The organism is Xanthomonas sp. NCPPB 3442, from assembly GCF_056725145.1.
The window spans coordinates 1,719,166-1,745,913 of sequence record NZ_CM161514.1; the positions used below are offsets into that span (position 1 = coordinate 1,719,166).

Below are 26,748 nucleotides of genomic sequence, written 5' to 3' on the forward strand. Positions count from 1 at the left end.
GGCACGTCCCGAAGAAGAGCAACCGATCTCCCCTCTGCCAGCGGCAGAGGGGATCGGGTAAGGATGCGGTCCAGGCAGTACGTGGAGCCCGGCGGCCAGGTTGCGCCAGCAAGCCTGAGCGCCAAAGCGGGTCAGCCCGACGACCACGGCGCACCCGCTCATCCCCACTTAAAGCGCAGCCCCACCTTTCACGAAATCGATGCGCGCCAACCGCACGCATCGATGAAGCCACAACTCAACAGCAACCATGCCCACCATGACGGGTGCCGCTATCGGCCGCCACCGGCGAGCCGCTGGTTTCGCCGCGCAGGCAGGCGGCGTGATGGTCGGCAATCACCTTCGAGACGCAGGCAGTCACGCGCTTGCCCATCGGGATGTGCAGGAACTCGTTGGGGCCATGCGCATTGGAATGCGGGCCGAGCACGCCGGTGATCATGAACTGCGCGCCGGGAAACTTCTCGCCAAGCATGCCCATGAACGGGATCGAGCCGCCTTCGCCCATGTACATCGCCGGCTTGTCGAAAAAAGCCTGGCTGGCGTCGTTGATCGCCTTCTCCAGCCATGGTGCCATCGCCGGTGCATTCCAGCCGGACGAGGCCTTTTCCAGCTCTAGCGTCACCTGCGCACCATTGGGCGGGTCGCGCAGTAGCGCGGCCTTGAGCAACTCGCCGCAGGCCTTGCCATCGGCCGTTGGCGGCAGTCGCAGCGACAGTTTCACCGCGGTCTGCGGACGCAGCACGTTGCCGGCCGACGCCAGCGGCGGCATGCCATCCACACCGGTGATCGACAGCGCCGGGCGCCAGGTGCGGTTCAACACCAATTCGGTGAGGTCCTCGTGCATCGGCACCAGGCCATCGACCATCGGGAACTTGTCGAAAATCGCGGTATCCAATGTGGCAGCGGCGGCCTTCGCTTGGGTCAGCCGCTCGGCGGGCACCTCCACATGCAGGCCATCGAGCAGGATGCGGCCGGTGGTTTCGTCTTCGATGCGGGACAGAAGCTGGCGCAGCAGGCGGAAGCTGGACGGCACCACGCCCGAAGCATCGCCCGAGTGCACGCCTTCTTCCAGCACCTTGACCGTCAGGTTGCCGCCGGTCAGCCCGCGCAACGAAGTCGTGCACCACAGCTGTTCGTAATTGCCGCAGCCCGAGTCCAGGCACACCACCAGCGACGGCTTGCCGATGCGCTCGGCCAGATGGTCTACATAGGCCGGTAGATCGTAGCTGCCCGATTCCTCGCAGGCCTCGATCAACACCACGCAGCGCGCATGCGGCAGGCCCTGGTTGCGCAGTGCCAGAATCGCGGCCAGCGACCCGAAGATGGCATAGCCGTCGTCGGCGCCACCACGCCCGTACAACTTGTCGTCGCGCAACACCGGCTCCCAGGGGCCCAGGTCCGGGTCCCAGCCGGTCATCTCCGGCTGCTTATCCAGATGACCGTACAGCAGCACGGTGTCCTCGCCCGATTCGGGGCCGGTGGCCGGAATCTCGATGAAGATCAATGGTGTGCGGCCTTCCAGGCGCACCACCTCGACTTGCATGCCGTCGATGGCCTGCGCACGCGCCCAGGTCTCCATCAACACGACCGCCTGCTCCATGTAGCCGTGGGCCACCCAATCGGCATCGAACATCGGCGACTTGTTGGGAATACGGATGTAATCGACCAGTTGCGGGACGATCTCGCGGTCCCAGGTGTCGCTGATGAATTGGTCGATCTTGGCGCTGTCCATGGAGGCTCCGAATGCGTGACGTAGCCGCACATTCTACGCCCGCCTCGGGGGGTAGGTATTTCCCTACAAGGCGGCGCGCAGTTCACCGGCTGTGTGAAAAGTTCGTTGGCGATAGGATTGCTGCATGTGGCGCGGGACACTGGCTCCGCCGGCAGGAATGCTGGCTAGGACCATCACCCAAGCCACAAGGAGCGTTGCAATGAAGTCATTTACCGTAGTCCTGAAGTCCCTGCTACTGGCGTTGTTGTTGTCCTCGAATGCGTATGCGCTCGACAAGGTCGATATCAACACCGCGTCTGCTGAGGAATTGGACAAGGTGCTGATGAATGTCGGGCGATCAAAAGCCGAGGCAATCGTCGAGCACCGTCAGGCAAACGGTCCCTTCAAAAGTGCCGAGGAACTGGCACTGGTCAAGGGCATCGGACTCAAGACGGTCGAACGGAATCGCGACCTGATCGAAGTTGGAGCCACGATGGCTCCAGCCAAGAAGGCTGCCAAGGGGGCGGCGGTGAAACCGGTGGGACGGCGTTAAGGGGAAGGGATCCGAGATACGGTTCGACGCGAGGATGCGTGGCCGCAACCTAACTGGACAGGATGTCTGGGGGATGGCTGGAAGCCGACAAGGACGTGGAATCGCCCGGTGTTGCACTTGGATGTGCAGCCGGGCGTTTTTCGTTTTGGCCTGTGAAGATCTTGGGATCGCGCATCGCCAAGGTGTTTTGAAGTGGACAGCAAAACTTGGTGGGCAGTCTTCAGGCAGAGTGGACTGCTTCAAAGCCTCCAAGTGTTCGAGTGACTCATGCGTACCAAGTATTGGTAGAGCCCGCCTTGCGATGGGTCGTGGCGTCAGCCCGCCGCTTGATGTTCAGGTCACTGGCTATGCGTCTTGCCGATAAAGACAGACGAAGCGGCAAGATACAGCCTGATCTCGGGGCGTGAGCTTGAGGCACAATGCGCCGATGCAGCTGACAGACCTGAGCAGCCGGGTGATTCCGGCCCACGAGTACCGCCGTGAGCGGTGGCGCAATCAGTTGGGTTGGACGCGGGAGATCCTGCGTGTGGGCGATACAGCGCAATGGGCATTGCGGCTGTCGATTGCCGAAATCGAGCAGGATGCCGCGTTCTCGGCATTCCCGGGCATCGATCGTGAGTTGGTGCTGCTTCGGGGTCATGGCATGCGTTTGACGTTCGGCGGTGGCGATACTGATGTCCAAGCCGCAACCAAAGCCAAACCCAAAGCCGAAACCCATATCCATACCGGTGCTAGTGACATTGCCAGCGCTCGTGTGACCGTCAGCGCCGAGAATGCCGGAGCCGAAACCGAAACCGCTGCGGGTGCCTGGAAGGGTGTTGGTTCAGACGCGAGTGGCGCAGAGAGTGTTGGCGAGCATGCTGCTGTCGATGGATCGTTGAGCGCTGGTGAGCGCCTTGCTGCAAATGCTTCGGGCAGCAGGCGATGGGTGGACTTAGTACCGCCCTATCAACGCGTGCGATTTGCCGGCGAAGAGGCGGTTGAGGCAGTGCTGCTGGACGGTCCTACCCAGGATTTCAACCTGATGTGGCGGCGCGATGTGCTGCAGACCGAGCTGCTGCATCGTCCTCTGGTCGGCACCATGTTGTTCTTTGCCGACCCAGGTAGCGCCTGGGCGATTCATCTGCTTGCCGGCCAGGCCAGTTTCGGGCGCGACAGCGGTTTGCCGCCGTTGGCGGCTGGCGATACCGCGTGGTTGAGTGCAGCGACGCGCACCCGTTACGTACTCGACGGTGGCGGCGAATTGCTGGCGATTCGGGTGAGTCCGGTCTAGGGCCTTCTTCACGTATCTGCGAGCAGGGCGCGCCTCCTGGCACGCGCCCGGATGCATTCGTGTCAACGCAGACAAGCGACGGCATCGCTGTGCCACCTGGCTAGGGAACAGTGCAGGCGCCGCGAGTGGTTCCGGCAATTCCAGGGGGAAACCAATGAGTACCATCAGCTCGGTCGGAGCCGGCTACGCCGCCTACACGTCCTATGCAAGCCGCAGTGCGACCACCGGCAACGCCGCATCCGCCGCACAGGCGGAAAAAACCAATCCGCTGACGCAGTTGTTCAAATCCATCGATAGTGACAGCGATGGCAGCCTGACCGCGTCCGAGCTGTCGACCGCGCTGTCGTCCAATAGCAATGACGACAGCAAGATCGACATCGACGGGCTGCTGAGCATGCTCGATCAGGATGGTGGCGGCACCGTCAGCGAGAGCGAACTGGCGCAGGCCTTGCCGCCGCCTCCGCCACCGCCGGGTGAGCAAGGACAGGATGTGCAGTCGTTGTTTGCCGGCCTGGACAGCGATGGCGACGACAGTGTCAGCAGCGGTGAATTGAGCACGCTGGTCAATGGCGACAGTGCGTCGAGCACGCAGCTGCTGGACCTGCTCGACAGCGACAAGAGCGGGGCGCTGAGTCTGCAGGAACTGCAGGAAGCGATGCAGCCACGCGATCCGCCGCCGCGACCGCCGTCATCGGCCGATGCATCCAGCAGCGACGGCACACAGCAGGCCTATGCAGCGTTGATGCAGATGGCCGTGGGGCAGTACCGCAGCATTGGCGGCAGCGCGACAACGAGCAATCTGGTCGATCTGGCAGCGTAATGCGGTGATCGAGAGAGAATGGGGAAGCCGGAGCGCGGTCCTGGATCAGCCGGTGCGTCTAGCGCGCAGCCACCGCAAGCAGGGATGTTGCGGATTTCAGCAGCAGACGCGCTGCGGGTATCTGCGTAATCGCTTTGTTGAGCGCTTTTGGCGGTGCCGCGTGCGGTGGTTCAGTACACGTCGCGGCGATAGCGCCCGCTGCCCAGCAGTTCCTGGCTGACATCGGCTCCGAGGATGCAATCCAACGTGCGGTCGAGTTCGGGTGCCATGCCGCGCAGGCTGCCGCAGACGTAGATACAGGCATCTTGATCGATCCAATGACGCAGGCGGTCGGCGGCTGCGGCAAGTGCGTGTTGGACGTAATGCGGTGGCTGCGGTTGATCGCGCGAGTAGACAAGCTCCAGGCGTTCGATCCAGCCGTCCTGGTGCCACTGCTGCAACTCGTCGGCATACAGCGCGTCGTGCGCGGCATTGCGTTCGCCGAACAGCAGCCAGTTGCGCCGCGCGCCGGCTGCGATGCGTGCACGTAGATGCGCGCGCAGACCGGCGATGCCGGTGCCGTTGCCGATCAGCAGCATCGGCTGGTCGGGTGCGGGCGGGTGGAAGCCGGGGTTGCTGCGCAAGCGCAGCGCGATGGGCGCGCCTATCTGTGCATGGACGCAGAGCCAGCCGCTACCCAGCCCCAGGCTGCCGTCGGCGTGCCGATGCTCGCGCACCAGCAGTTCGGCATGGCCTTCCTCGGGGATGGAGGCAAGCGAATAGTCGCGATGGGGCAGGGTGACCAAACTGCGCACCAACGCATCTGCGTCCAGTGGTGAAGTTGTGCCTGTGGCTGTTCCCGTAGCTGTATCAGTGCCTTTACCTGTGCCCGTAGTTGGGTCGATTCTGACTTCGGCATCGGCATCGGCGCCAGCCCTAGTACTAGCACTAGCTCTGAGGCTGGCACCGGCATCCACATCGATACCGAGAGCGGCATCGGTATCGACGGGAAGTTGCGCGCCGCCGAGCCAGTCGCGCAGGGGGCGGCCGTCGATCTGCTGCGCGCCATCGTAGTGGTTACGCCGCAGCCAGGACTCGACCGCATCCGGGGTGTGACGCGGTGCGATCTCCGCGATATCGCCTGCGCTCCACTGCGGCAACGCGCCATCGCATGGCGTCAGGCGCAGTCGGTAAATCGGCGCACCCACACTGCCGGGATTGACGTGGACACGTTCGCGTAGCTGCCAGGTGGTGTAGGTGGGCAGGCTCCAGTCGGGTTGCGTCGCCATTGCGGGCGCCAGTTCCGCCAGACGGCGTTGCCAGTGCTGCAGGGCGTTCGGGTCAGCGTTATCGACCTCGATGCGTTCGAACAGGCGAGTGGCGCCGCGCGCCTGCAGGCGACCGTCGAGGCGTCGGCCGAACGCGCAGTAGTGCGCGTAACCACGGTCGCCAAGCGCCAGCACTGCGTACTGCACCGCCGTCAGATCCTGCGCGTGGTCGGCACGCCAGGCGCGCTCGGCGGCCTGCGCATGGTCGGGCGCATCGCCTTCGCCGGTGGTGCTGACGATGCACAGCAGCCGCGGCACGCGTGCGAGTTGATCGCTATCGACGGCTTCGATCGGCAGCGCATGCGCGCCGACGCCAGCCGATTGCAGCGCGGCAACGCTGCGTTGCGCCAGCTCACGCGCGAAACCGGTCTGGCTTGCCCAGACGATCAACACGCCGCTGGCGTCTGCGCGTTGTGCGCCGACGCGCTTGCGGGCACGCAGCAGCACGACCGCACACAGGCCCAGATACAGCGCCAGGCCGAGTGTGGCCAGTTGCCAACGATGCGGCGTGGGTGGGCTCCACCATGCGCCCTCATGCAGGCCGGCCAGCCAGCCGACGATGACCGCAAGCGCCAGCAGAACCAGCCCGTTGCCCAGCCACACGCGTGAGGTGGCGCTGCTCATGACGCGGACAGGTGGCGTTCGAATGCCGGGCTCATGGATTCGAGCAGGATGCCGTCTTTGCGTGCCAGGAATCGCACGGCCAGTTCCGCCTTGCGTGCATGGGCAAGACCGGCATCGACGCCAAGCACGGTCATCGCGGTGGCCCAGGCATCGGCCTGCATCGCATCGGGCGCGAGTACGGTGACCGCCGCAGGGGCATGCGGAACGGGCGCGCCGGTGCGTGGGTCGAAGGTGTGCGTATAGCGTGTGCCGTCGGCATCGAAGCGGTGCCAGCGATCGCCGGAGGTGGCGACCGCCAGGCCGTCCAGCGCCAGCACGCGTGGTGGTAGTGCGCTGCCGGCGTCTTCGTCGGGGGCGGATTCGACCAGCACGCGCCACACGCTGGTATCGGGCTTGCGTCCGTAGCCGAACAATTCGCCGCCGACCTCGATCAATGCACTGTCGATACCCGACTGCAGCAATGCGCGATGCACACAGTCCACACCGAAGCCCTTGGCGATGCCGGACAGATCCAGTGCCACTGCGCCTGGCTGCAGCACACGCTTGCCATCCAGCTGCAGGCGTTGCCAGCCGCAACGCAGGCTCGCCAATGCGATCGCCTGCGCTTCCGGCACACGCCGGCGCGCGCCGGCGGCGCCGAAGCCCCACAGCTCGACCATCGGACCGACGGTGGGGTCGAAGGCACCCTCGCTGGCCTGTGCGATCTCCAATGCTGCGCTCAGCACTGCGTGGAATTCGTCGGGTAGGTGATGCCAGCTGCCCGCCGGTGCGCGGTTGTAACGGCTGATATCCGAATCGACCTCCCAGGTACTCATCTGCGCGACCACGCGATCCAGCGCGGCCTGGATGCACGCATGCAAGGGGTGCAGATCGCGTCCGCGCGGTGCCACCAGCTTCACGCTCCAGGTGGTGCCCATGCTGCGGCCGCCGAGCGTGGCAATGGCGTGGTCGGCGGAAGACGATGCGGGCATGGACGGGTCTTATGAAGATGGGGCGGCAGGATGCACGTTGCGTGCGCTCCTGCCGCGTGCCGGCAGATTACTGCGGCAGCACTTCCAGCGTGGCGACATAGCCCAGGCGACGTTGCTTGGCCTGCGGCAGCGAGGTCGTTGTGTCTTCGCTGGTGGTTTCCAGCCAATACATGCCGGCTTCCGGCCAGGTCACGCTGAAGCCACCCTTGGCATCGGTCTTGAGCTTGATCTCGTTTTGCGCATTCCGGTAACGGGTGCCGCCGCGCACGATGTCGATCTCCAGCCCGGCGGCCGGTTTGCCGTCCAGCTGCAGGGTGAACTGCGCGGGTTCGCCGGCAACCAGATCGTTGGGATGGGTCACCGGAATCAACTCGATGCCCTTGCCGGCGGGCTTGAAGACCGTGGTGGTCGGCGCACCGCGGGTGACGAAGGTCTCCACCCGATTGAAGGACTGCGAGACCTGTAAATCCTGCGCGTTCTTCGGCACCTCGGTGGCGAAGCGGGTTTCGTCGCCACGCCAGCGCTTGGGCTTGCCGTCTTCCTTCCAGCTGGCGAACAGGCCTGCATTGACGATGGCCAGCTTGTAGGTGCCGGGCTGGGTGAGCTGCAGGTCGAACACGCTGCGGTACTTGCCGATCGCCGGGTTCTCCGGCGTGAGCGCACTGCCATCGGGGGCGGTGATGCTCAGGTTATCCAGTCGCAGCGGCACGTGGTTGAAGTAGAACAGATCGTTGGACACTGCAGCATCCACGGTGATCCACGGCGCATCGCCAGCGATGACGGTCTGCGACGGCAGCAACCAGGCCTTATGAGCAAGTGCGCTGAGTGGCAGGCTGGCAAGCAGGCTAATCAGGACGAGCGAGCGTTTCATGACGACTCCTTGAAAGACGATGACAACGATGGGACGCACGTGGAATCAGCGCGAGACTGCAGCGCTGTCTGCATGCGTGGAAAGCGCCGGGTGTGAAGCAACACGCCTTGCCGCCATGCGGCAGGTGTGACCTGCGGAAACAGCGACGTGCTGGAGAGCACCGCCAACGCCAGCGCAGCGTTCAGGGCTTTGCAACCAGGCTGATCGCACCGAGCTCGCTGCTGCCGCTGGCTTTGGCTGTCTGCGCGGAGGTCGCCGGCCAGGTGAAAGGCACCTTGACCAGCTCGCGGCCGCCAACTTCGCGTGCGGCTTCCACCACCAGCGTGTATTGCCCAGCCGGCAGCGACTTCAATGCACCCTTGGTGTCGGAGAACGACAGCGCATGCGCGCCGGCCGGCCGGGTGGGGCCGGTGACGCCGTCGACCGGCACGCTCAGGGTGCGTCCGCTCTTGCGCCACCACTGGCGCAGATCCGGCAGCCATTTGGTGCCGTGGCCTTCGGCGGTGTCCCTGTATTGATACCAGACCGCCAGATTGGCGGCGACCTTCTGATCTGCGCCTTCCAGCCAGATCGCGACATACGGGCGGTGGTATTCGGCGACGTTGAGCTTGGGGATTTCGACGTTGATGTCGAGCGTGGCCGCATATGCCGGCACGGCGAGCAGGCCGCTCAGGGCGATGGTCAATGTGGCGCGCATGATCGTCTCCGGTAGAAGGATTCAGTGGACCAACAGCAGGGCAAGCAACAGCGGAATCAGCAGGCCCAGGCCGACCAGCGGCCAGGTCATGTGCCGCTGCCGTGCATGCAGGTGAAGAAGAAACAGGCCGGTGATGCAGAACACCAGGCAGGCGATCGCAAAGACATCGATAAACCAGCCCCAGGCCGGCCCGGCGTTGCGGCCTTTATGCAGATCGTTGAGATAGGCCACCCAGCCCCGCGATGTGCGCTCGTATTCGATTGCACCCGTCGTACGGTCCAGGCTCAGCCACGCGTCGCCGCCTGGGCGGGGCAGTGCGACATACACCTCGTCGGCCGACCATTCTCCATTGCGCGCGCCGATGCTGATGTCGAGCTGGCGCCCTAACCATTGCGCCACACGGGGCGGCAGCGGTGCATTGCCGTCCTGCCGCTTGCCCAGCGTGTGCAGCAGGGCAGGCGGCAGCGTCAGCGTGCGTTGCTCGGTCGATGGGCTGGCTTCGATGCGCGCGGCGTGATTCAAGGTCAGCCCGGTGACCGTAAACAGCAGCATGCCGATCAGGCACAGCGCCGAGCTGATCCAGTGCCACTGATGCAGCATGCGCAGCCAGAAACCGCGACGTTGCTGCGCGCTGGCGAGGTGAGCGTGGTCTGAGCTGGACATGCTGCGCTCAGGCCATAGCGTCAGAAACGCGAGGCTGCAACTGCCGCTGCCGTGCAGCCACCTCGTGCAGCAAGGCGCGCAGGCGCGGATGGCGCGCGCCGGCCAGCAGCGGGGCGAGCTGTTGCAGAAAACCGGCGTGGCCACCTGCGATGGCGCGGCGCATCCACTGTTCTGCGTCATCGAACTCGCCGCTGTCGGCAAGCAGGGTGGCGTAGCTGGCCTGACCGCGGAAATCGCCCGCTTCGGCAGAGCGCCGGTACCACACGCATGCGGCCAGGGGATCTGCAGCGCAGGCCAGGCCCTGGTCGAGATAGCGCGCCAGGAAGTTCATCGACTTGGCATGACCGGCTTCGGCCGCGCGGCGGTACAGCGCCAATGCCTGCGTGTGGTCCTGCGCCACGCCGCGCCCGGAGGCGTACATGTGCGCCAGGTTGTACATGCCCCAGACCAGGCCCTGTTCGGCGGCGTGGCGATACCACAGCACGGCCAGCACATCGTTGCTGGCCGTGCCGAACCCGAGCTCATGGCAGCGGCCCAGCTGGTTCATCGCCTCCGCACACCCTGCGTTGGCGGCCACTTCGTACCACAGCATCGCTGCAGCCGGATCTGCGGCAATGCCGCGTCCTTCGGCGTACATCTGCGCGAGCAGTACTTGTGCACTTACGTCATGGTTCGCAGCGGCTTTGTGCAAGAGCGCACGTGCCTGTTCCGGCTGCGTGCGCAGCAATGCGCTCAGCTGCGTGATGTCCAGCGCCGGCTCAGACATCGGCCCATTGCCGCAACAGGTTGTGATACACGCCGGTGAGCTGGATCAATGAGGGATGCCCGGGCGTGTCCTGGGTGAGGCGGCGGATCGAGACATCCAGTTCGAACAACAGGCGGCGCTGCGCAGCGTCACGCAGCATGCTTTGTGTCCAGAAAAAGCACGCCACGCGCGCCCCACGCGTGACCGGCATGACCCTGTGCAGACTCGTGCCCGGATAGATCACCAGATGCCCGGCCGGCAGCTTGACCGACTGCGTGCCGTAGGTGTCTTCGATGACCAACTCGCCGCCGTCGTAGCTGTCCGGGTCGCTGAGAAACAAGGTAGCGGAGACATCGGTGCGCACGGGATCTGCGCCGCCGCGACTGCGGTCGTAGCGCACTGCGTTATCGACGTGATAGCCGAACGACTGCCCGCCGCTGTAGCGATTGAACAGCGGCGGATAGATCCTGCGCGGCAGCACCGCGGAAAAGAACGTGCTGCTGCGCGCCAGTGCCTCCAGCACCAGCGCGCTGGCCTCCCGCGCGATGGCGCTGTCTTCGGGCAACTGTGCGTTGTCCTTGGCCTGTGCCGACTGGTGGCCTGCGGTGATGCGGCCGTCTGCCCAGTCGGCCACGTCCAGCTGCGCGCGCAGCTGGCTGAGCTGCGCGGGGCTGAGCACATCGGGAATGGGCAGCAACATGCGGTGGTCTCCACGTCGCCCGCGCAGCGCGCACGGCGTGCCTGAGGGTTAGAAGCTGAAGGTGGCGTTCAACACTGCCGAGCGGCCGTCCCCCGGCAATGCCCAACCGCTGCCCGCCGTGACGGTTCCTGCGGCATTGACGGTGAGGTTGTTGCGGATGCTGGTGTAATAGACCTTGTCGAACAGGTTGTTGACGTTCAACTGCAGGCTGAGCCAGGTGTTGACGCGCAGGCCGACCATGGCGCGATGCACCCAATAGGCGTCGGTCTTGCGGTAGACCGCGGTCGAGGTGTTGTTCGGGTAGAAGCTGCCCTGATAGTTGACGCCGTAACCGAAGGTCCACTGGTTGAGCTGGTAGGTGGTCCAGAGGTTGCCGGCGTTGCGCGGGGTCTGCACCAGCTCGCGCCCGGCGATGGGGTCGCCTGTCAGGCTGGCGGTGCGGTTGGACACGCTCTGCAGCACTTCGCTGTCCAGGAAGGTGTAGTTGGCGAAGATGGACCAGCGCTCGGTCAGGTAGCCGGCCGCGCCCAGCGCAATGCCGTCCACGCGCGCCTTGCCGTCCAGCACCTGCTCGGGGACCAACGGGTCGCCGCTGTTGACCTTGTAGTTCTGGCGTTCGTTGCGGAACACCGCAGCGGTCAGCGCCAGGCGCTCGTCCAGCGCATCCCACTTGCCGCCCAGTTCGATATTGACCGCGGTTTCCGGTTCGACATTGCAGTTGGCACCCACGGTGGAGGTGGCAATCGGCGTGCACGAGCCGTTGACCGAGGCCTTGGAAGGCGTCTTCGCATTTGCATAGGACAGGTACAGGCTGGCGTTGTCGACCGGTTTGAATACCAGGCCGGCGCGATACGAAAACAGATCGTCTTTGCTGCCGGCGGGGAAGCCCGCAGTCACGCCGGTGATGCCGCCGGTGGCGTTGACGGTATAGGTGGTGGTGTCGCCTTCGTTATGCTCGTAGCGGCCGCCCAGGTTGAGCATCCATTGCTCGTTGAACTGCAGCGTGTCGAACAGGTACACCGCCTGGTTAGTCAGGCTGCCCTTGCTGCGGCCGGTGCGGAAATAGTTCTGCGGGCCGGTCCAGATGTTGTACGGGTTGTCGAACGACTGCAGCGGGTAGGTGATGCCGGTAGTGGAGCCGTCGGCATTGCGGAACAGCGAACCGCTATCTAGCTCGAAGTCTTCCTTGCTGAAGGCGACGCCGGCGACGACGCGATGTTCGATTGCACCGGTGTGCAGCGTGGCGGTCAGGTCGGTCTGGCTGTGCGCAATGAAGTTTTCGGTATCGCGCACCAGTCCGCGCGGCCCGCTGTTGGGGTTCCAGGTGGATGGCGGCTGGCCCACGCACGCGCGGCCGGTGTAGGCGTTGGTGTTGTTGGGCAGGCACCAGGTGCCCTCCGGAGCAGTGGCGGTGGTGCGCTGATCCACGCGCTGCAAGCGCGCCAGGCTGCGCAGTTTGACGTTGTCGTCGAAGTCCATTTCCAGCACGCCGGTCAGCATGTCCACGTCGATCTCCTGACGCGCCACATTGCGATAACCGTAGTAGGTTTCGCGGTCCACGCCCGGCAGCGGGCCATCGTTGAACGGGCTGAGCGCGAAGGGCACGCCGTACTGCGGCAGGTTGTTGTCGTGCTGGTGCAGATAGCTCAATGTGAAACGCGTGTCCGAGCCCAGGCCGAACGCCACCGACGGCGCAAACCCCCAGCGGTGACGGAATTCTTCATCGCGGCCCGGCACGTCCTGGGTGTGGCCCATCGCATTCAAGCGCAGGGCAGTGCCGTTTTCGAAATCGTAATTGCTGTCGGCAGTGAGGCGGCCGTAACGGTCGCTGCCGCCGCCGATCATGACGTTGGTGAAGTTGCCCTGGCCGGCAGTCTTGGTGACCAGATTGATGTTGCCACCGACCGAGCCGGCGCCGGACATGGCCGAGTTGGCACCGTTGATGAGCTCGACGGATTCGAGGTTGAAGGTGTCGCTGCGGCTGTACTGCGCGCTGTCGCGCACGCCGTCGGTGGTGATGTCGCTGCTGGCGGTGAAGCCGCGCAGGTTGATGCTGTCGCCATAGCCGCCGCCGCCTTCGCCCGCACCGAAGGTGATGCCGGGCAGGGTGCTGAGCACATCGCGCAGCGACAGCAGATTCTGCTGGTCCATGGTCTGCTTGGTGACCACGGTAATGGTCTGCGGCGTGTCGCGCAGCGCTTCTGTGTACTTGGGCGAAGAGGGCTTCTGCGCACGTTCCTGCTGCACCCGGATCGCATCCAGATCCACCGCCCCTGGAGGCGCCGACACATCGTCGGGCTGGGCGAAAGCGGGGGCGGACAGCGTCAGCAACACGGCCGAAGCGAGCGGGGAAATGCTAGGCGTCATGGAAGGTCTCAAAGAGGAGGCGAGGCTCCCACCTGGCGATGGCTCGGCGGATGCGGGATGGAGTGCGTGGACGCTGCGCCGGCTAACCCGAAGCGCTGCGCCGACAGTCGCAGAAGCCAGGCAAGCTGAAGCGCTGCGCGAGGGCGCGCAGGCGGAGCGAACGAGCGGGGCGGGTGTCGAGCAGGACTGGTTGCATGGGGTCGCAGACAGGCCAGTTGTTAAGAAGGCCTTAAGGATGCGATCTTAAATGCAAATCATTCTTCTTTGCAATATTTATGATCGATGGCAGACGCTGCCACGCGTGGCGCCCTGGAGCGCTGGCCGCCGCAATGCACTGCGTCAGCGATCGTCGCGGGTCCAGATGCCGTCGTGTTCGCGCTTGACCGGGAACTTGGGCACGGCCGTGTAGGCAGGCGCGCACAAGGGGCGGCCGTCGCGGATATCGAAGCGCGCGCTATGCAACTGGCATTCGATGGTGCCGGCAACCGGATCGAAGCTGCCGGGCGACAATTCGTAGTCTTCGTGGCTGCAGCGGTCTTCCAGCGCGTACAAGGCGCCATCGAGGTTGAACACCACGATTGGCGTGTCGGTGACCTCGTCCCAGACGGTCTGCATTTCACCGGGCAGCAGCGCATCGCTGGCACAGACGAAGGTCCAGGTGTCGCTCACGGGGTCGGCCCGCCCAACTGCTTTTCCAGCACTTCAAAACGCAGATCCTGGCGCAGCGGAATGCCGAAGCGCTCGTCGCCGTACGGGAAGGGTTTGACGATGCCGGTGCGGCGATACCCGCGGCGTTCGTAGAACGCGATGAGTTCATCGCGCACATCGATGACGGTCATGCGCATGACCGGCAGCTGCCACTGGCTATGTGCCAGGCGCTCGGCTTCGGCCAACAGCGTCTTGCCGAGCCCGCTGCCCTGCAACGAAGGATCCACCGCGAACATCCCGAAGTACCCGGCGCCATGGTCATCGGCGATATGCGCACAGGCCACCAGCCGCTCATCCTGTTCGACCACCAGCACAAGGCTGCGTTCGCGCAGGAGATCGTCGCGCAGCACGGCCGGATCGATACGCGCACCCTCGAGAATATCGGCCTCGGTGGTCCAGCCCACGCGGCTGCTATCGCCGCGATAGGCCGAGGTCACCAGCAGGACAAGGGCGTCGATGTCAGCGACGGTGGCGGTGCGGAAAGTGGTGGTCTGCATGGAGGCAGTTTAATCGGGAATGGGGAATGGGGAATGGGGAATCGGGAATCGGGAATGAGGAATCGGGAATGAGGAATCGGGAATGAGGAATGAGGAATGGGGAATGAGGAATGAGGAATGGGGAATGAGGAATGGGGAATGAGGAATGAGGAATGGGGAATGAGGAAAAGCACGTGCTGCTCGATGAGCCATGTTCCATGCATCGAGCGTTACCGGCGTTACCGGCGTTACCAGCGTTCGGGAGAACCGCTCTTCCGATTCTCCATTCCCGATTCCCGGTTCCCATCAGCCCAACAGTCGACGCACCTTCATCAACGCGGCGACAAAGCGCTCGATTTCGTCGTGCGTGTTGTAGAACGCCAGCGACGCGCGGCAGGTGGCGGCGACACCGTAGTACTGCAGCAGCGGATGCGCGCAGTGTTGGCCCGAGCGCACCGCGACGCCTTCCAGGTCGAGCAGGGTGGCCAGGTCGTGCGAGTGCGCACCTTCGATCAGGAACGACACCACCGCGGCCTTGTCGGGCGTGGTGCCGAAGATGCGCAGGCCATCGATGCGTTGCAGCTCTTCAGTGAAATGGGCGAGCAGTTCGGCCTCGCGTGCTTCCACGTGCGCCAGCCCGAGCGATTCCAGGTAATCCACCGCCGCACCCAGGCCGACGAAACCGGCGATATTGGGCGTGCCGGCTTCGAACTTGTGCGGCGCATCGTTGAAGACCGTGTTCTCGAAGCTGACTTCCTTGATCATCTCGCCGCCGCCCAGAAACGGCGGCATCGCCTGCAGATGCTCGCGACGTGCCCACAGTGCGCCGGTGCCGGTAGGGCCGCACATCTTGTGCCCGGTGATGGCGTAGAAATCGCAGCCGATGCTGGCCACGTCGATGCGTCGATGCGGTGCCGCCTGCGAGCCGTCCACCATGGTGACGATGCCGCGCTTGCGCGCTTCGCGGCAGATCTCGCGTACCGGGTTGACCGTGCCGAGCACGTTGGACACGTGGGTGATTGCCAGCAGCTTGACGTCCGGGGTCATCGCCTTGCGCAAGGCATCCAGATCCAGCGCGCCATCGGGCGTGATTTCGGCCACGCGAATGGTGGCGCCGGTGCGCTGGGCCACCAACTGCCACGGCACGATGTTGGCATGGTGTTCCATGCGCGAAATCAGGATCACATCGCCGGCGCCCAGCCGCGGCAATGCCCACGAATACGCCACCAGATTGATTGCAAAGGTGGTGCCGCTGCACAGCACCAGCTCATCGGCGCGGACGTTGAGAAAGCGCGCCAGCTTGCTGCGCGCGCCCTCGAACGCGTCCGTCGCCTCGCTGCCGAGCGCATGCACGGCACGGCTCACGTTGGCATTCTGGCGCCGGTAGAACTCGTCGGTGGCGGCAATCACCTGCAGCGGCTTCTGGCCGGTGTTGGCGTTGTCGAAATAGATCAGCGGCTTGCCATGCACCTGCCGCATCAGCAGCGGGAAATCCAGGCGCACACGGTCCCAATCGGGCGCTGCGCTGGGCGGAATGGCCGGCATGTTCATGCCACGCCTGCCGAATTCAATGCACGGTCCAATTGCAGTGCCAGCACGGCACTCAGGGCGGCTGGCAGCACGCGCAAGGGCTCATGACAGAACGCGGCGCTCAGCAGGCGCTGCGCTTCTTCCTGCGGCAAGCCGCGCGAGCGCAAGTAGAACAAGGCGTTGTCGTCGAGCTGGCCCACCGTGGCACCATGCGCGGCCTGTACCTCGTCGGCATCGATCACCAGCACCGGCTGGGTGTCGATTTCGGCGTTGGACGACAGCAGCAGATTCTTGTTGGACAACCGTGCATCGGTGCCGTCGGCACCTGCGCGGATGCGGATGCCCCCATGGAATACCACGCGGCTGCGGTCCGCGCCCACACCGCGCCACACCAGCTCGCAGGCGGTGTCGCGCGCGATGTGCTCAATGCCCAGGCGCGTGTCCACATGCCGGCGGCCGTTGCCGAGCAGCACGCCATTGGCGGTGAGCTGGGCGTTGTTGCCTTCCAGCCGCACGTTGAGCTCGTGCCGCGACAGCCCGGCACCCAACTCCAGGTCCACACGCTGGTAGCGGGCGTCGCGTGCCAGCACCGCCTCGGTGCGCAGCAGCGACGTCGCATGTGCGCTGCCGGCTTGCACGCGCGCGTGCGACAGTGCTGCACCCTGGGCCAGATGCACATGCATCACGCTGTTGGCCAGATGCGCGGCATCGCCCACGTGCAGATGATGCTCGACCACCTGCAATGCGGCGCCGGCACGCAATGCGATCAGATGGCGGTGATGCCACGACAGATCCTGCTCGCCGGCCACGCCGACGAACACCAGATGCAGCGGCAGCGCGATCTGCGCGCCGGCCTGCACGCGCACCAGCAAGCCTTCGTCGGCAAGCGCGGCATTCAGGCGCGCAAAGACCTCATCGCTGCCGTCGAAGCGGCGGCCCAGCAACTGCTGCGCCTCGTCGCTTGCAGCCAACGATGCAGACAGGGTGTCCAACTGCACGCCTTCCGGCAACGTGGACAGATCGCTGAGCGCCTCGGATGGGCGGCCATTGACGAAGACCAGGCGTGGCGACGGAATGTCGTCCAGCGCGGCGGCATCCACCAGCGTGGGCACCAGCGGGGCAGGCTGAAAGCTGCGCCGTTCCAGCTGCCGCAACGAGGTGTATTTCCAGGCCTCGGCACGCGGGCCGGGCAGGCCGGTCTGCAGGGCGGCATCGAGCTCGGCGCGGCGTGCGCCACTGCCGCAGAAACCGCGCGCCAGGGAATCGAGCAGGGCGCTCATCAGGCGGCAACCTCAGGCACGACGCGGTCCTTCAGGAAGTGGTAGCCGTGCTTTTCCAGCTCCAGCGCCAGTTCCGGGCCACCGCTCTGCACGATGCGGCCCTCGGCCAGCACATGCACCACGTCCGGCTTGATGTAGTCGAGCAGGCGCTGATAGTGGGTGATGACCAGGAACGAACGCTCGGGCGAACGCAGCGCGTTGACGCCGTCGGCCACGCTCTTGAGCGCATCGATATCCAGGCCCGAATCGGTCTCGTCCAGGATGGCGAGCTTGGGCTCGAGCACTGCCAGCTGGAAGATCTCGTTGCGCTTCTTTTCGCCGCCGGAGAACCCTTCATTGACACCGCGATGCAGCAGCTCGTCCTTCAGATGCAGCACGGCCAGCTTCTGCCGCACCAGCTTGAGGAACTGCATCGAATCCAGCTCGTCTTCGCCGCGCGCCTTGCGCTGCGCATTGAGCGCGGCGCGCAGGAAATAGGTGTTGTTGACGCCGGGAATTTCCACCGGGTACTGGAAGGCCAGGAACAGGCCGGCGGCGGCGCGTTCTTCCGGCGGCAGGTCGAGAAGATCCTTGCCGTCGAACTGCACGCTGCCTGCGCCGACCTCATAGCCATCGCGACCGGCCAGCACATTGCCCAGCGTGGATTTACCCGCGCCATTGGGACCCATGATGGCGTGCACCTGGCCGGGCTGGATGTCCAGCGACAGGCCTTTGAGGATGTCTTTGCCGGCGATGCTGGCGTGGAGGTTTTGAATGTTGAGCATAATCGTATCCAGTGATTGAGCCCCTCTCCCGCCGGGAGAGGGGTTGGGGTGAGGGTTGGTGCGAAGCATCGTGCTGTTTGAGTGCACTTGGCTTCGCTCGTACCCTCATCCGGCGCTGCGCGCCATCTTCTCCCGAGGGGAGAAGGAAGATGTGTCAGCCGACGCTGCCTTCCAACGAGACTTCCAGCAGCTTCTTGGCTTCCACTGCGAACTCCATCGGCAGCTCGCGGAAGACCTGCTTGCAGAAGCCGTCGACGATCAACGACACCGCATCTTCCTGGCTGATGCCACGCGCGCGGCAATAGAAGAGTTGGTCGTCGCTGATCTTGGAGGTGGTGGCCTCGTGTTCGACGGTGGCACCCGGGTTCTTCACCTCGATATAGGGAAAGGTGTGGGCGCCGCACTGCTTGCCGATCAACAGCGAATCGCACTGCGTGTAGTTGCGTGCGCCATCGGCATTGCGGTCCACCTTGACTTGGCCGCGATAGGTATTTTGGCCGCGGCCGGCACTGATGCCCTTGCTGACGATCTTGCTTTTGGTGCGCTTGCCGATGTGGATCATCTTGGTGCCGGTGTCGGCCTGCTGACGGTGGTGGGTCAGCGCGACCGAATGGAATTCGCCCACCGAATCGTCGCCAATCAGCACGCACGACGGATACTTCCAGGTGATCGCCGAGCCCGTTTCGACCTGGGTCCAGGTCACCTTGCTGCGCGCGCCACGGCATTCGGCGCGCTTGGTGACGAAGTTGTAGATGCCGCCCCGGCCCTCCTCGTCGCCCGGGTACCAGTTCTGCACGGTGGAATACTTGATTTCTGCATCTTCCAGCGTCACCAGCTCGACGACCGCCGCATGCAGCTGGTTCTCGTCGCGCATGGGCGCCGTGCAGCCTTCCAGATACGAGACGTAGGCCTTGTCTTCGCACACGATCAAGGTGCGCTCGAACTGGCCGGTATGGCCGGCATTGATGCGGAAGTAGGTGCTCAATTCCATCGGGCAACGCACACCCGCAGGGATGAACACGAAACTGCCGTCGGAGAATACGGCCGAGTTGAGCGCGGCGAAGTAGTTATCGCCCACCGGCACCACGCTGCCAAGATACTGCCTGACGATCTCCGGGTGTTCCTTGATGGCCTCGGACATCGAACAGAAGATCACGCCTTTTTCGGCCAGCTCCTTGCGGAAGGTGGTGCCGACCGAGACCGAATCGAACACCGCATCGACTGCGACGCCGGCCAGCTTGGCGCGCTCGTGCAGCGGCACGCCCAGCTTGTCGTAGGTGTCCAGCAATTCCTTGGGCACCTCGTCCAGCGAGGCGTACTTCGGGCCCTTGGGTGCGGAGTAATAGCTCAACGCCTGGAAATCGATCGGCGAGATCTGCAGTTTCGCCCACTCCGGCATCGGCATCTTCAGCCAATGGCGATAGGCCTCAAGACGCCAGTCGGTCATCCATTGCGGCTCGTCTTTCTTGGCCGACAACGCACGGATGACGTCTTCGTCCAGGCCGGGCGGGAGTGAGTCCGATTCGATTTCGGTGATGAAGCCGGCGTCGTAACGTCGACCCAGCCGTTCGAGGATCTGCGCATTCTGCGGAGGAGCAAGTTCGGTGGCCATTGGGCTGCCTACAGGTCAGGTGGTCGCGACGCGTGCGGCGATCGAACGCCGACGGCTGTCGCCAGGGAGAGAGAGGGGCTGCAACATCTGCGCAAGCGTGACGCGGCGCAAGGCATCGCCGACCACGTCGTTGATCAGGCGCCAGTTCGACCGCACGCCGCAGCGCTGCGCGATACCGCACTGGCTGTGGTCCTGGCTGCATTCGGTGATCGCCAACGGACCTTCCATCGCTTCGACGATCTCCACCAGGGTGATGTCGCTGGCGGCGCGCGCAAGCCGGTAGCCGCCGTGCACGCCGCGCAAGCCTTCGACCAGGCCTGCCTGCGACAACGGCTTGAGAATCTTGCTGACAGTCGGTGCTTCCAGACCGGCCTGTTCGGCCAATTCGCTTGCGCTGAGCACCTGATCGCAGCGTGCCGCCAGGACGGTCAGCACCACGGTGGCGTAATCGGTGAGTTTGGTGACGCGCAACATGGGGAAGGCGGAATCCGAAAGCGGACCGAAATTGTACTCTTTCCGGCAGGGCAGGGCCAACGGCGCGGTTCAGCCGCCGGCAAGCGTAGCCCGTTGCGGCGCACGCTGCGCTTGTGCTTGGCGCAGTGGCGCGCTGCAGTCACAATGAGCGGCCCCATCACTGGACCCTTACATGTCGCGCAAAGTTGCCGCCCGCAAGTCTCGTATCCACGGCAATGGCATGTTCGCCCTCGCCCCGCTCCGCAAGGGCGAGCGCATCATTCAATACAAGGGGCGGCTGCGCACGCATGCCGAAGTGGATGCCGACGACACCGGCGACGTGGAAAGCGGGCATACCTTTTTGTTCACGCTCAGCGACGACTACGTGCTGGATGCCAACTACGAAGGCAATGTCGCGCGCTGGATCAACCATAGCTGCGATCCCAATTGCGAGGCGGTGATCGAAGAAGCCGAGGGCGACGACCGCCGCAAGGACAAGATCTTCATCGAGGCCAAGCGCGACATCAAACCCGGCGAAGAGCTCACCTATAACTACGGCATCACCCTTGCCGAGCGTCATACGCCACGCCTGAAGAAAATTTGGGAATGCCGGTGCGGCTCGAAGAATTGCACCGGAACGATGCTGCAACCCAAGCGCTGAGCACGCAGCGATATGGCGCATACTGACGCCGCGCACACATCGGTTCACGGATGCGCAACGGCGTGATTCCTAGGGTCTGGGCTTCTTTTCAAGGAGCCTCCCATGTCTTATTCGCTCTCTGGCAAAACCGTCGCCGTGCTGGCCACCGATGGCTTCGAGCAATCCGAACTGACCGAACCCAAGCGCCTGCTGGAGAGCTGGGGTGCCAAGGTCGAGGTGATCGCGCCCGGCGACGGCACGCAAATTCGCGGCTGGAATCACACAGAGTGGGGCGATTCGGTAACGGTCGATCGGCGGCTAGATCATGCAGCGGCGGAATCCTACGACGCACTGGTGTTGCCTGGCGGTGTGCTCAATCCCGACACACTGCGCACCGATGAGCAGGCAATCACGTTCATTCGCGCGTTTTCGAACGCACAAAAACCGGTGGCGGCGATCTGTCACGGGCCGTGGTTGCTGCTCGAAAGCGACTTGGTCCGCGACCGCAAGGTCACTTCATGGCCATCGGTCAAGACGGACCTGATCAATGCCGGTGCGCGCTGGCAGGATGCCGAAGTGGTGGTCGACGGCCAACTGATTACCAGCCGCAAGCCGGACGACATTCCTGCATTCGCCGCAGCCGTGGCCAAGGCCTTGGCTGCATAGGTTCTTCACTGGCCAGTGTCAGCTCGAAACACCAAGGCCCGGCGCAGATGCGTCGGGCCTTGATGTGTAGCCTTGCGTGGATTGTCGCCATCCACGCCAATACCACGCGGACCTACTTCCCGGACAGCGCTGCCGCGGGCACCAGTTGCTCGATGTTCTGGTTGAAGTTGACCGCAACCCGCCCGTTCTGGATGCCGACCGATTCCACCTGCACCGCACCCATCACGGATGCAATGGCCGGGTCGATCCGATAGATCGGCTCCTTGCGCGCATAGTCGGCCAGCCAGGTATTGAGCAGCTGCCGCGTGCTGTGGTCGAGCTTTGCGCCTGCATGGGCGGGGCGGAAGTCGTCGATGCTGGGTTGATCCAGATAAAAGCCCTGTTTGGCCACGTCGTAGCGCAGTGCGCTGGTCAAGGTCACATTGCCGACCGGTGCAGGAGCGCCGCCTGCGGTCGCCACGGCAAGATCGAAGGTCATCTTGAGCCGATCGCCTGGCGGCAACGATAGCGCCGGGTTGCTGACCGTCATCGCGATCAGCCCGCCCAGCGTGTCATGTGTCTGCGGGAAGCGACCACCCAGATAGTGCTGCAGGTCGCTGGCCTGCACGCTGATTTGTTTTCCCTGGATCTGCGGCGCAGCCCAGGCGCTGGTGATGGGCATTGCCAAGGCGAGGGCGAGCATGGAACCGGCAAGCGAACGCAGTTTCATCGGGTGACTCCGGCAACAGGTGACATCACCTTAGTCGGCGCCGGTGAACCACGGGTTAGCGCAACACCGGCTGCAGCGTGGCCGAATAGATTTCCCAGCCATCGCTGCCGGCCCGGGGTTGCAGCCGGTATGCCCCGACCAGGCGTTGCGTGCCGGTGGTGGTGCGTACCGTCAATTGCACCGGTACTTCGATACGCTGTGGCGGCTGCGCCTGATCCAGTGCAAAGGGCGGATCGTTGTTGATGCGCATCGACTGGATATTGGGGATGGCACGCAAGGCCGCATCGTCCGGTACCGGGGGAGGGCGACCGCCGGCCCATAAGGCATCGGCCTGCGCGCGCGCCGCTCCCGGCAACGCGCCGAGGTAGCGTTGAACGGTGGCGCTTGCTTGGGCGTAGTTGGCCAACGCAATGGCATCGGTGGGATCAGCCGCAGGGGCGGGTGATGCGGTCGCGGTGCCGGTAGCGGCGTTATTGAGCGGGCGCGATGCGCTCGCAGCGTGCGTCGCCGAGGCGACGTTTGCCTGCGGATCGCCAGTGCGATGACAGCTGCAACCGGAAAGTGCGGCTGCGATAACGAGCATTCCCATCCAGCGCATGGCGCGTCCCATCCCCGAGGTGCGCAGTGTAGCGGGTACGTGTGGCGATGCGTCTTCAGGCGCCGGTGGCGGGGTGTACGCGCTGCAGGCGTTCCAGCAGCAGCTGCAGTTTGGGACGCAATGCGTCCAGCGCATCGCTGGGCTGGGCGCGTGGGCGGGCCGCCAGGTCTTCCAGCAACTGCGAGCCTACGGTCAGTGCCGCGCATTCGTCGCTGCTCAGGTCGCGGCGCAGGTGCAGTTCTTCGAGCAGCCGCATCCAGTCGGCGCGCGAGCGTTGTTCGAATTCGATGGTGCAGCGGTCGTCACAAGGGCGGCCGTCGTTTTCGATCGGCGTGACCGTGATGCGATAGCGTTTGCGGGACATATGGGTCGCGTCGTTCTGGGCTGTGCTCACCATAGGCGTAGGACGCAACCGTCTCGATAGGGTGGCCCATGACGCAGTGTTCCAACGTGCTCAGTTTGCTGGCCGAGCGGCAGGTTTGCGCAGGAGTGGCAGCGGATCGTACGCACCGTTGCGTCCATAGACACCATAGTGCAGGTGTGGCGGCGTGCCGCGCGCATTGCCGGTGCTGCCGACCTTGCCGAGCAGGGTGCCGGGCTCGACCACATCGCCTACTGCGAGGCCGGCAGCCCAATCGTCAAGATGCGCGTAGTAATGCCGTTCCATCGCTGGACCCAGCAGCCAGACCTGTTTTCCGCCCAGGCCCTGGTCGCGGATGGCGCTGACCACGCCGCGCGTTGCCGCCACCACCGGTGTACCGCGTGGCGCGAAGATATCCACGCCCGCATGCGTACGGTCGCGGCCACGCGGTGCACCAAAGGTGTCGGCAATCTGTCGCGCACGCACGCCTTCCACCGGCACATGCAACTGCGCAGGCGGCGGCATTTGCGACAGCTCCCAGCTGGTACGGAGCTGATGGGCGATCGGCAGCTGCCAGGCCCAGCGCGCGGCCACCGCCAGCACGCACAACAGCGCAATGGAGACAACAATGCTGCGCAGGCGACGTGCCGGGCTACGGGTGGCAACTCGGCGTGGCGACGATGGCGGGGTGTTCGACGGACCGGTCACAGGCACCTGCAGATGGCGAACCAGCATGCAGGGTAGGGCAGTGCCGATGAGCGGTATGTGCTGCTCTCTGCGGAGCGAGCGCAAAAAAAAGACGGCCCGCAGGCCGTCTTCGTGATACAGGATGCGTGCTCGATTAGAGCGCCGCGTCCTTCAACTTCTTCAGTGGACGTGACTTGAGCTTGGTGGTCGCAGGCTTGGCGGCGAACATCTGCTCTTCCTTGGTGAACGGGTTGATGCCCTTGCGCTTCGGCTTGGCCGGCACGTGCACGGTGGTCAGCTTGAGCATGCCCGGGATGGTGAAGCTGCCGACGCCCTTCTTGCTCAGCGAGGCGTGTGCGGTGGCTTCCAGCGAAGCCAGCACGGCGCGGACGTCCTTCGGGGCCAACTGGGTGCTTTCGGCAATGTGCGCGACCAGGCCGGTCTTGCTCAGTGCTTCCTTGATCGGCTTGGGCGCAGCGGACTTGGCAGCAGCGGCCTTGGCCGGCTTTGCGGTCTTGGTCGCGGCGACCTTTTTCACTGCCTTCTTGGGGGCAGCCTTCTTAGCGGCGGTTTTTGCCATGAGTGATGTGTTCCGTATTCGTTGGTGGTGTTGGGTCTGCCGACCCAGTCGGCAACGCGAAATGTAGGGCAACTGCTGCGCGCCGCCAATAGGCAAACGATGAAACAGCACGAAAAAAGCATCTTTCGACGGGGATTCGTTCACCAGCGGCAGAAAAAGCGCACAAAACGCATCGGCTTGCCCGTGCCATGCGCGCGTTCGCTGCATGTCTGACGCACAGCAGCAGATCGTTTGCGCGAGCAAACGCCGCAACACGCATCCGTGGGGACGATGGAACGAGCCGATAAGGCCAGCCTTTTGGGGGATGCATGTAACGGGGCCACGCGCCGACAAGATGGCTGCCATCGATTGCAAACGTGGACGCACGTTCCATGTGCGGCAAATGGAGCGGTTATTGGGCGCTATGCAGCCTTCGGCCTTGTATTGCCCTGCATCCACCTTCCGGTGATCAGGCGCTGGCGCGGCGGTTTGCGCAGATGTTCGAATCGTTTTCGGCGTGCCATGCGCGCCACGCGAAGGCACCGCGCGATACGCGACATGCAGACCCGCCGCGTTTCAATCAGTCATTGGCCGCGGACAGGCTGCGGCCGCGTTCGGTCGCTGCGGCAATGGCCTGGGCGGTGAGGGCTTCAAAGCCGCCGGCCTGGAACGTCTCGATGGCGGCGTGGGTCGTGCCGTTGGGCGAGGTCACGCGGCGACGCAGGAGCTCCGGTGGTTCGCCCGATTCGGTGAGCATGCGTGCGGCACCGAGCAGCGTTTGCAGCACCAAGGTGCGCGCGGTTGCGGCGGGCAGGCCCTGCGCTTGCGCGGCAGCTTCCATCGCTTCTGCCAAGAGAAAAACATAGGCCGGTCCGCTGCCGGAGACCGCGGTCACCGCATCCATCTGCACTTCGTCGTCGATCCAGACGGTAACGCCGGCGCTGTCCAGCAGTTGGGTCGCCTGTTGGCGTTGCGCCGCCGACACGCGCGCGTTGGCGTACAGCCCGGTGACACCGGCGCCGAGCAGGGCGGGTGTGTTGGGCATGGCACGAACCACCGCGATATCGCCGCCCGACCAGCGCTGCAGCTGCGTGGCGGTGATGCCGGCAGCGATGGAAACCAGCAGCGGTTGTTGTGCCTGCGCCAGATCGGCCAGTTGCGCGCACACCATTGGCAAGACCTGCGGCTTGACCGCCAAGACCCAGGTCGTGGCCGCATCGACAGCGGCGCGCGCATCCTCGACCACCTGCACGCCGAAGTCGCGCGCCAAGGCGTCGCGCAGCTCGGCCACCGGCTCGGCCACGCGGATGCTGGCAGCCGGCGTGCCCTGCCGGATCAGCCCGGCAATCAGGCTGCGCGCCATGTTGCCGCCGCCGACGAAAGCGATGGACGTGGCAGCGGAAGACGAGGGCGATGACGAGGCAGGTGTGTTCATTGCGGCACCTTCATAAGACGAATCGATGTGGGAGGCGAGGCGATCAGGCAGAGGCGGCCGGCGCCTGATCGCGCGCACCGAACAACGCCGTGCCCACCCGCACCATGGTGGCGCCGGCCGCGATCGCTTCGGCGAAATCCGAGCTCATGCCCATCGACAAGGTGTCCACCTGCCGATGGCGGGCTTGCAGCTGCTCGAACAGCGCCTGCATGCGCATGAACGCGGCCTGGCGTCGTGCCTGATCCGGAAACGGGGCAGGGATGGCCATCAGTCCGCGTAGCTGCAAACGCGGTTGCAGGGCGATCGCTTCGGCCAGGCTGTCGATCGCTTCGGGTGCGCATCCATGCTTGCTGTCCTCGTCGTCGATGTTGACCTGGATCAACACATTCAACGGCGCGCGGTCGGCAGGGCGATGGCGTGCCAGCAGCGGAATCAATTTGGCGCGGTCCACCGTCTGCACCCAATCGAAGCACTGGCTCGCCAGTTCGGCCTTGTTGGATTGCAGGTGGCCGATCAGATGCCATTCCAAACCCAACGCACGCAACTGGGCAATCTTGGCATCGGCTTCCTGCACGTAATTTTCGCCGAAGGCGCGCTGGCCCTGCGCGGCCAGGGCGGCGACGGCGTCGGCCGGCTTGGTCTTGGAGACCGCCAGCAGCCGCACGTCGGCACGCGCGTGTGCGGCCGCCGCGGCGTGGATGGCATCGAGAATCTGCTGCAGCGACGAAGCCGGCACGTGGCATTCCGAAGAAGGGCGGGAACGCTATAGTGCCGGCCGCAGACGCTTCCATCCAGTTGGGGGCTGCCGGGCGCCTGTATCGGCGCGCCGGCGCTGCGTGTATTTAGAGGAGTGTCTGGAAGCAAGGTGGGAGACCTTCCCCAGATCCGATCAAGGCCCGGCGCGATACGCACTGACGGCAGCGCGACCGGCTACGCTCGGGCCAGCGCTGCGCTCGCCAGCATTCCTTGAA

28 protein-coding genes are annotated in these 26,748 nt (G+C 64.6%); 5 read left to right on the top strand and 23 right to left on the bottom strand.

What is annotated here, in order from left to right:
• Positions 1-235: 235 nt before the first annotated feature.
• On the bottom strand, positions 236-1,729 hold the full coding sequence (locus AC1POX_RS07300; protein WP_372356910.1) for a M20 family metallopeptidase: 1,494 nt from the start codon (positions 1,727-1,729) through the stop codon (positions 236-238).
• Between the two features lie 157 nt (positions 1,730-1,886).
• Here AC1POX_RS07300 and AC1POX_RS07305 point away from each other — a divergent pair, with 157 nt between their 5' ends.
• The 3 genes from AC1POX_RS07305 (at position 1,887) to xopAW (ending at position 4,354) form a co-directional block, all read left to right on the top strand.
• Positions 1,887-2,261 carry a ComEA family DNA-binding protein gene (locus AC1POX_RS07305; RefSeq protein ID WP_008572623.1) on the top strand — a complete coding sequence of 125 codons (375 nt, stop codon included), beginning with the start codon at positions 1,887-1,889 and terminating at the stop codon, positions 2,259-2,261.
• 427 nt (positions 2,262-2,688) lie between these two features.
• On the top strand, positions 2,689-3,534 hold the full coding sequence (locus tag AC1POX_RS07310; RefSeq protein WP_005913329.1) for a HutD/Ves family protein: 846 nt from the start codon (positions 2,689-2,691) through the stop codon (positions 3,532-3,534).
• A gap of 154 nt (positions 3,535-3,688) precedes the next feature.
• Positions 3,689-4,354 (top strand): EF-hand domain-containing protein, encoded by a 666-nt coding sequence (gene xopAW / locus AC1POX_RS07315; RefSeq protein ID WP_008572619.1) that lies wholly within the window; start codon positions 3,689-3,691, stop codon positions 4,352-4,354.
• A 170-nt stretch (positions 4,355-4,524) separates the two neighbouring features.
• Here the strand turns inward: xopAW and AC1POX_RS07320 are convergent, their stop codons facing one another.
• The 15 genes from AC1POX_RS07320 to AC1POX_RS07390 form a co-directional block, all read right to left on the bottom strand.
• Positions 4,525-6,285: a flavodoxin domain-containing protein gene (locus AC1POX_RS07320; protein ID WP_372356911.1), complete on the bottom strand. Its 1,761-nt coding sequence runs from the start codon at positions 6,283-6,285 to the stop codon at positions 4,525-4,527.
• On the bottom strand, positions 6,282-7,256 hold the full coding sequence (locus AC1POX_RS07325) for an FAD:protein FMN transferase (protein WP_005913324.1): 975 nt from the start codon (positions 7,254-7,256) through the stop codon (positions 6,282-6,284). Before AC1POX_RS07325 ends, AC1POX_RS07320 begins: the two co-directional genes overlap by 4 nt.
• A 67-nt stretch (positions 7,257-7,323) precedes the next feature.
• The gene (locus AC1POX_RS07330; protein WP_071118570.1) at positions 7,324-8,127 is read right to left on the bottom strand and encodes a DUF4198 domain-containing protein; all 804 of its coding nucleotides are present in this window, start codon (positions 8,125-8,127) and stop codon (positions 7,324-7,326) included.
• 181 nt (positions 8,128-8,308) lie between these two features.
• Positions 8,309-8,824: a DUF2271 domain-containing protein gene (locus AC1POX_RS07335; RefSeq protein ID WP_218502148.1), complete on the bottom strand. Its 516-nt coding sequence runs from the start codon at positions 8,822-8,824 to the stop codon at positions 8,309-8,311.
• A 21-nt stretch (positions 8,825-8,845) separates the two neighbouring features.
• Positions 8,846-9,487, bottom strand: a complete 642-nt coding sequence (locus AC1POX_RS07340; protein ID WP_136732789.1) for a PepSY-associated TM helix domain-containing protein — start codon at positions 9,485-9,487, stop codon at positions 8,846-8,848.
• 7 nt (positions 9,488-9,494) lie between these two features.
• Entirely contained in the window at positions 9,495-10,253 is a 759-nt protein-coding gene (locus AC1POX_RS07345; RefSeq protein ID WP_209261260.1) for a tetratricopeptide repeat protein, read from the bottom strand.
• Positions 10,246-10,932, bottom strand: a complete 687-nt coding sequence (locus AC1POX_RS07350; protein WP_071118572.1) for a Fe2+-dependent dioxygenase — start codon at positions 10,930-10,932, stop codon at positions 10,246-10,248. Before AC1POX_RS07350 ends, AC1POX_RS07345 begins: the two co-directional genes overlap by 8 nt.
• A 48-nt stretch (positions 10,933-10,980) precedes the next feature.
• The gene (locus AC1POX_RS07355; protein ID WP_372356912.1) at positions 10,981-13,299 is read right to left on the bottom strand and encodes a TonB-dependent receptor; all 2,319 of its coding nucleotides are present in this window, start codon (positions 13,297-13,299) and stop codon (positions 10,981-10,983) included.
• Between the two features lie 339 nt (positions 13,300-13,638).
• Positions 13,639-13,968, bottom strand: coding sequence for a non-heme iron oxygenase ferredoxin subunit (locus tag AC1POX_RS07360; RefSeq protein WP_003487771.1), 330 nt, complete (start codon positions 13,966-13,968; stop codon positions 13,639-13,641).
• Positions 13,965-14,504 carry a GNAT family N-acetyltransferase gene (locus AC1POX_RS07365; RefSeq protein ID WP_008571841.1) on the bottom strand — a complete coding sequence of 180 codons (540 nt, stop codon included), beginning with the start codon at positions 14,502-14,504 and terminating at the stop codon, positions 13,965-13,967. Before AC1POX_RS07365 ends, AC1POX_RS07360 begins: the two co-directional genes overlap by 4 nt.
• Before the next feature lie 285 nt (positions 14,505-14,789).
• Positions 14,790-16,034 (bottom strand): cysteine desulfurase, encoded by a 1,245-nt coding sequence (locus AC1POX_RS07370; RefSeq protein WP_011348119.1) that lies wholly within the window; start codon positions 16,032-16,034, stop codon positions 14,790-14,792.
• A complete protein-coding gene (gene sufD, locus AC1POX_RS07375) occupies positions 16,031-17,293 on the bottom strand; it encodes a Fe-S cluster assembly protein SufD (protein ID WP_109290862.1) in 1,263 nt (420 codons plus the stop codon). The genes AC1POX_RS07370 and sufD overlap by 4 nt, the downstream gene beginning before the upstream one ends.
• Complete coding sequence (gene sufC / locus AC1POX_RS07380; protein ID WP_008571840.1) at positions 17,293-18,057, bottom strand: Fe-S cluster assembly ATPase SufC; 765 nt, start codon at positions 18,055-18,057, stop codon at positions 17,293-17,295. Before sufC ends, sufD begins: the two co-directional genes overlap by 1 nt.
• Positions 18,058-18,211: 154 nt before the next feature.
• Complete coding sequence (gene sufB / locus AC1POX_RS07385; protein WP_008571839.1) at positions 18,212-19,669, bottom strand: Fe-S cluster assembly protein SufB; 1,458 nt, start codon at positions 19,667-19,669, stop codon at positions 18,212-18,214.
• Between the two features lie 15 nt (positions 19,670-19,684).
• On the bottom strand, positions 19,685-20,143 hold the full coding sequence (locus AC1POX_RS07390) for an SUF system Fe-S cluster assembly regulator (protein ID WP_011348117.1): 459 nt from the start codon (positions 20,141-20,143) through the stop codon (positions 19,685-19,687).
• A 172-nt stretch (positions 20,144-20,315) separates the two neighbouring features.
• Here AC1POX_RS07390 and AC1POX_RS07395 point away from each other — a divergent pair, with 172 nt between their 5' ends.
• Together AC1POX_RS07395 and AC1POX_RS07400 are read left to right on the top strand one after the other, a co-directional pair.
• Positions 20,316-20,783 carry an SET domain-containing protein gene (locus AC1POX_RS07395; RefSeq protein WP_003487757.1) on the top strand — a complete coding sequence of 156 codons (468 nt, stop codon included), beginning with the start codon at positions 20,316-20,318 and terminating at the stop codon, positions 20,781-20,783.
• Between the two features lie 102 nt (positions 20,784-20,885).
• Positions 20,886-21,428, top strand: a complete 543-nt coding sequence (locus AC1POX_RS07400; protein WP_338339075.1) for a type 1 glutamine amidotransferase domain-containing protein — start codon at positions 20,886-20,888, stop codon at positions 21,426-21,428.
• Between the two features lie 112 nt (positions 21,429-21,540).
• Here AC1POX_RS07400 and AC1POX_RS07405 read toward each other — a convergent pair whose 3' ends face one another.
• The 7 genes from AC1POX_RS07405 to AC1POX_RS07435 form a co-directional block, all read right to left on the bottom strand.
• Positions 21,541-22,137 (bottom strand): DUF1439 domain-containing protein, encoded by a 597-nt coding sequence (locus tag AC1POX_RS07405; RefSeq protein WP_372356913.1) that lies wholly within the window; start codon positions 22,135-22,137, stop codon positions 21,541-21,543.
• Positions 22,138-22,192: 55 nt separating this feature from the next.
• Complete coding sequence (locus tag AC1POX_RS07410) at positions 22,193-22,735, bottom strand: hypothetical protein (protein WP_343237581.1); 543 nt, start codon at positions 22,733-22,735, stop codon at positions 22,193-22,195.
• Positions 22,736-22,790: 55 nt separating this feature from the next.
• Positions 22,791-23,132: a DUF3861 family protein gene (locus tag AC1POX_RS07415; protein WP_003489901.1), complete on the bottom strand. Its 342-nt coding sequence runs from the start codon at positions 23,130-23,132 to the stop codon at positions 22,791-22,793.
• 57 nt (positions 23,133-23,189) lie between these two features.
• A complete protein-coding gene (locus tag AC1POX_RS07420; protein WP_014090668.1) occupies positions 23,190-23,831 on the bottom strand; it encodes a M23 family metallopeptidase in 642 nt (213 codons plus the stop codon).
• 106 nt (positions 23,832-23,937) lie between these two features.
• Entirely contained in the window at positions 23,938-24,363 is a 426-nt protein-coding gene (locus tag AC1POX_RS07425) for an HU family DNA-binding protein (RefSeq protein ID WP_008571830.1), read from the bottom strand.
• A 559-nt stretch (positions 24,364-24,922) separates the two neighbouring features.
• Positions 24,923-25,777, bottom strand: a complete 855-nt coding sequence (proC, locus tag AC1POX_RS07430; RefSeq protein WP_372356914.1) for a pyrroline-5-carboxylate reductase — start codon at positions 25,775-25,777, stop codon at positions 24,923-24,925.
• Positions 25,778-25,820: 43 nt separating this feature from the next.
• Positions 25,821-26,513 carry a YggS family pyridoxal phosphate-dependent enzyme gene (locus AC1POX_RS07435; RefSeq protein WP_008571828.1) on the bottom strand — a complete coding sequence of 231 codons (693 nt, stop codon included), beginning with the start codon at positions 26,511-26,513 and terminating at the stop codon, positions 25,821-25,823.
• Between the last annotated feature and the right edge of the window lie 235 nt (positions 26,514-26,748).

What these genes read in the sequence shown, in the direction of transcription:
- sufB (WP_008571839.1), bottom strand. Translation starts at nt 19,669, where the DNA reads ATGGCCACCGAACTTGCTCCTCCGCAGAATGCGCAGATCCTCGAACGG.
- AC1POX_RS07350 (WP_071118572.1), bottom strand. Translation starts at nt 10,932, where the DNA reads ATGTTGCTGCCCATTCCCGATGTGCTCAGCCCCGCGCAGCTCAGCCAG.
- AC1POX_RS07325 (WP_005913324.1), bottom strand. Translation starts at nt 7,256, where the DNA reads ATGCCCGCATCGTCTTCCGCCGACCACGCCATTGCCACGCTCGGCGGC.
- AC1POX_RS07395 (WP_003487757.1), top strand. Translation starts at nt 20,316, where the DNA reads ATGTCGCGCAAAGTTGCCGCCCGCAAGTCTCGTATCCACGGCAATGGC.
- AC1POX_RS07305 (WP_008572623.1), top strand. Translation starts at nt 1,887, where the DNA reads ATGCTGGCTAGGACCATCACCCAAGCCACAAGGAGCGTTGCAATGAAG.
- AC1POX_RS07310 (WP_005913329.1), top strand. Translation starts at nt 2,689, where the DNA reads ATGCAGCTGACAGACCTGAGCAGCCGGGTGATTCCGGCCCACGAGTAC.
- AC1POX_RS07405 (WP_372356913.1), bottom strand. Translation starts at nt 22,137, where the DNA reads ATGAAACTGCGTTCGCTTGCCGGTTCCATGCTCGCCCTCGCCTTGGCA.
- AC1POX_RS07300 (WP_372356910.1), bottom strand. Translation starts at nt 1,729, where the DNA reads ATGGACAGCGCCAAGATCGACCAATTCATCAGCGACACCTGGGACCGC.
- AC1POX_RS07335 (WP_218502148.1), bottom strand. Translation starts at nt 8,824, where the DNA reads ATGCGCGCCACATTGACCATCGCCCTGAGCGGCCTGCTCGCCGTGCCG.
- AC1POX_RS07320 (WP_372356911.1), bottom strand. Translation starts at nt 6,285, where the DNA reads ATGAGCAGCGCCACCTCACGCGTGTGGCTGGGCAACGGGCTGGTTCTG.
- sufD (WP_109290862.1), bottom strand. Translation starts at nt 17,293, where the DNA reads ATGAGCGCCCTGCTCGATTCCCTGGCGCGCGGTTTCTGCGGCAGTGGC.
- AC1POX_RS07340 (WP_136732789.1), bottom strand. Translation starts at nt 9,487, where the DNA reads ATGTCCAGCTCAGACCACGCTCACCTCGCCAGCGCGCAGCAACGTCGC.
- AC1POX_RS07400 (WP_338339075.1), top strand. Translation starts at nt 20,886, where the DNA reads ATGTCTTATTCGCTCTCTGGCAAAACCGTCGCCGTGCTGGCCACCGAT.
- AC1POX_RS07355 (WP_372356912.1), bottom strand. Translation starts at nt 13,299, where the DNA reads ATGACGCCTAGCATTTCCCCGCTCGCTTCGGCCGTGTTGCTGACGCTG.
- proC (WP_372356914.1), bottom strand. Translation starts at nt 25,777, where the DNA reads ATGAACACACCTGCCTCGTCATCGCCCTCGTCTTCCGCTGCCACGTCC.
- AC1POX_RS07370 (WP_011348119.1), bottom strand. Translation starts at nt 16,034, where the DNA reads ATGAACATGCCGGCCATTCCGCCCAGCGCAGCGCCCGATTGGGACCGT.
- AC1POX_RS07365 (WP_008571841.1), bottom strand. Translation starts at nt 14,504, where the DNA reads ATGCAGACCACCACTTTCCGCACCGCCACCGTCGCTGACATCGACGCC.
- AC1POX_RS07410 (WP_343237581.1), bottom strand. Translation starts at nt 22,735, where the DNA reads ATGCGCTGGATGGGAATGCTCGTTATCGCAGCCGCACTTTCCGGTTGC.
- AC1POX_RS07415 (WP_003489901.1), bottom strand. Translation starts at nt 23,132, where the DNA reads ATGGTGAGCACAGCCCAGAACGACGCGACCCATATGTCCCGCAAACGC.
- sufC (WP_008571840.1), bottom strand. Translation starts at nt 18,057, where the DNA reads ATGCTCAACATTCAAAACCTCCACGCCAGCATCGCCGGCAAAGACATC.
- AC1POX_RS07345 (WP_209261260.1), bottom strand. Translation starts at nt 10,253, where the DNA reads ATGTCTGAGCCGGCGCTGGACATCACGCAGCTGAGCGCATTGCTGCGC.
- AC1POX_RS07425 (WP_008571830.1), bottom strand. Translation starts at nt 24,363, where the DNA reads ATGGCAAAAACCGCCGCTAAGAAGGCTGCCCCCAAGAAGGCAGTGAAA.
- AC1POX_RS07420 (WP_014090668.1), bottom strand. Translation starts at nt 23,831, where the DNA reads ATGCTGGTTCGCCATCTGCAGGTGCCTGTGACCGGTCCGTCGAACACC.
- AC1POX_RS07390 (WP_011348117.1), bottom strand. Translation starts at nt 20,143, where the DNA reads ATGTTGCGCGTCACCAAACTCACCGATTACGCCACCGTGGTGCTGACC.
- xopAW (WP_008572619.1), top strand. Translation starts at nt 3,689, where the DNA reads ATGAGTACCATCAGCTCGGTCGGAGCCGGCTACGCCGCCTACACGTCC.
- AC1POX_RS07330 (WP_071118570.1), bottom strand. Translation starts at nt 8,127, where the DNA reads ATGAAACGCTCGCTCGTCCTGATTAGCCTGCTTGCCAGCCTGCCACTC.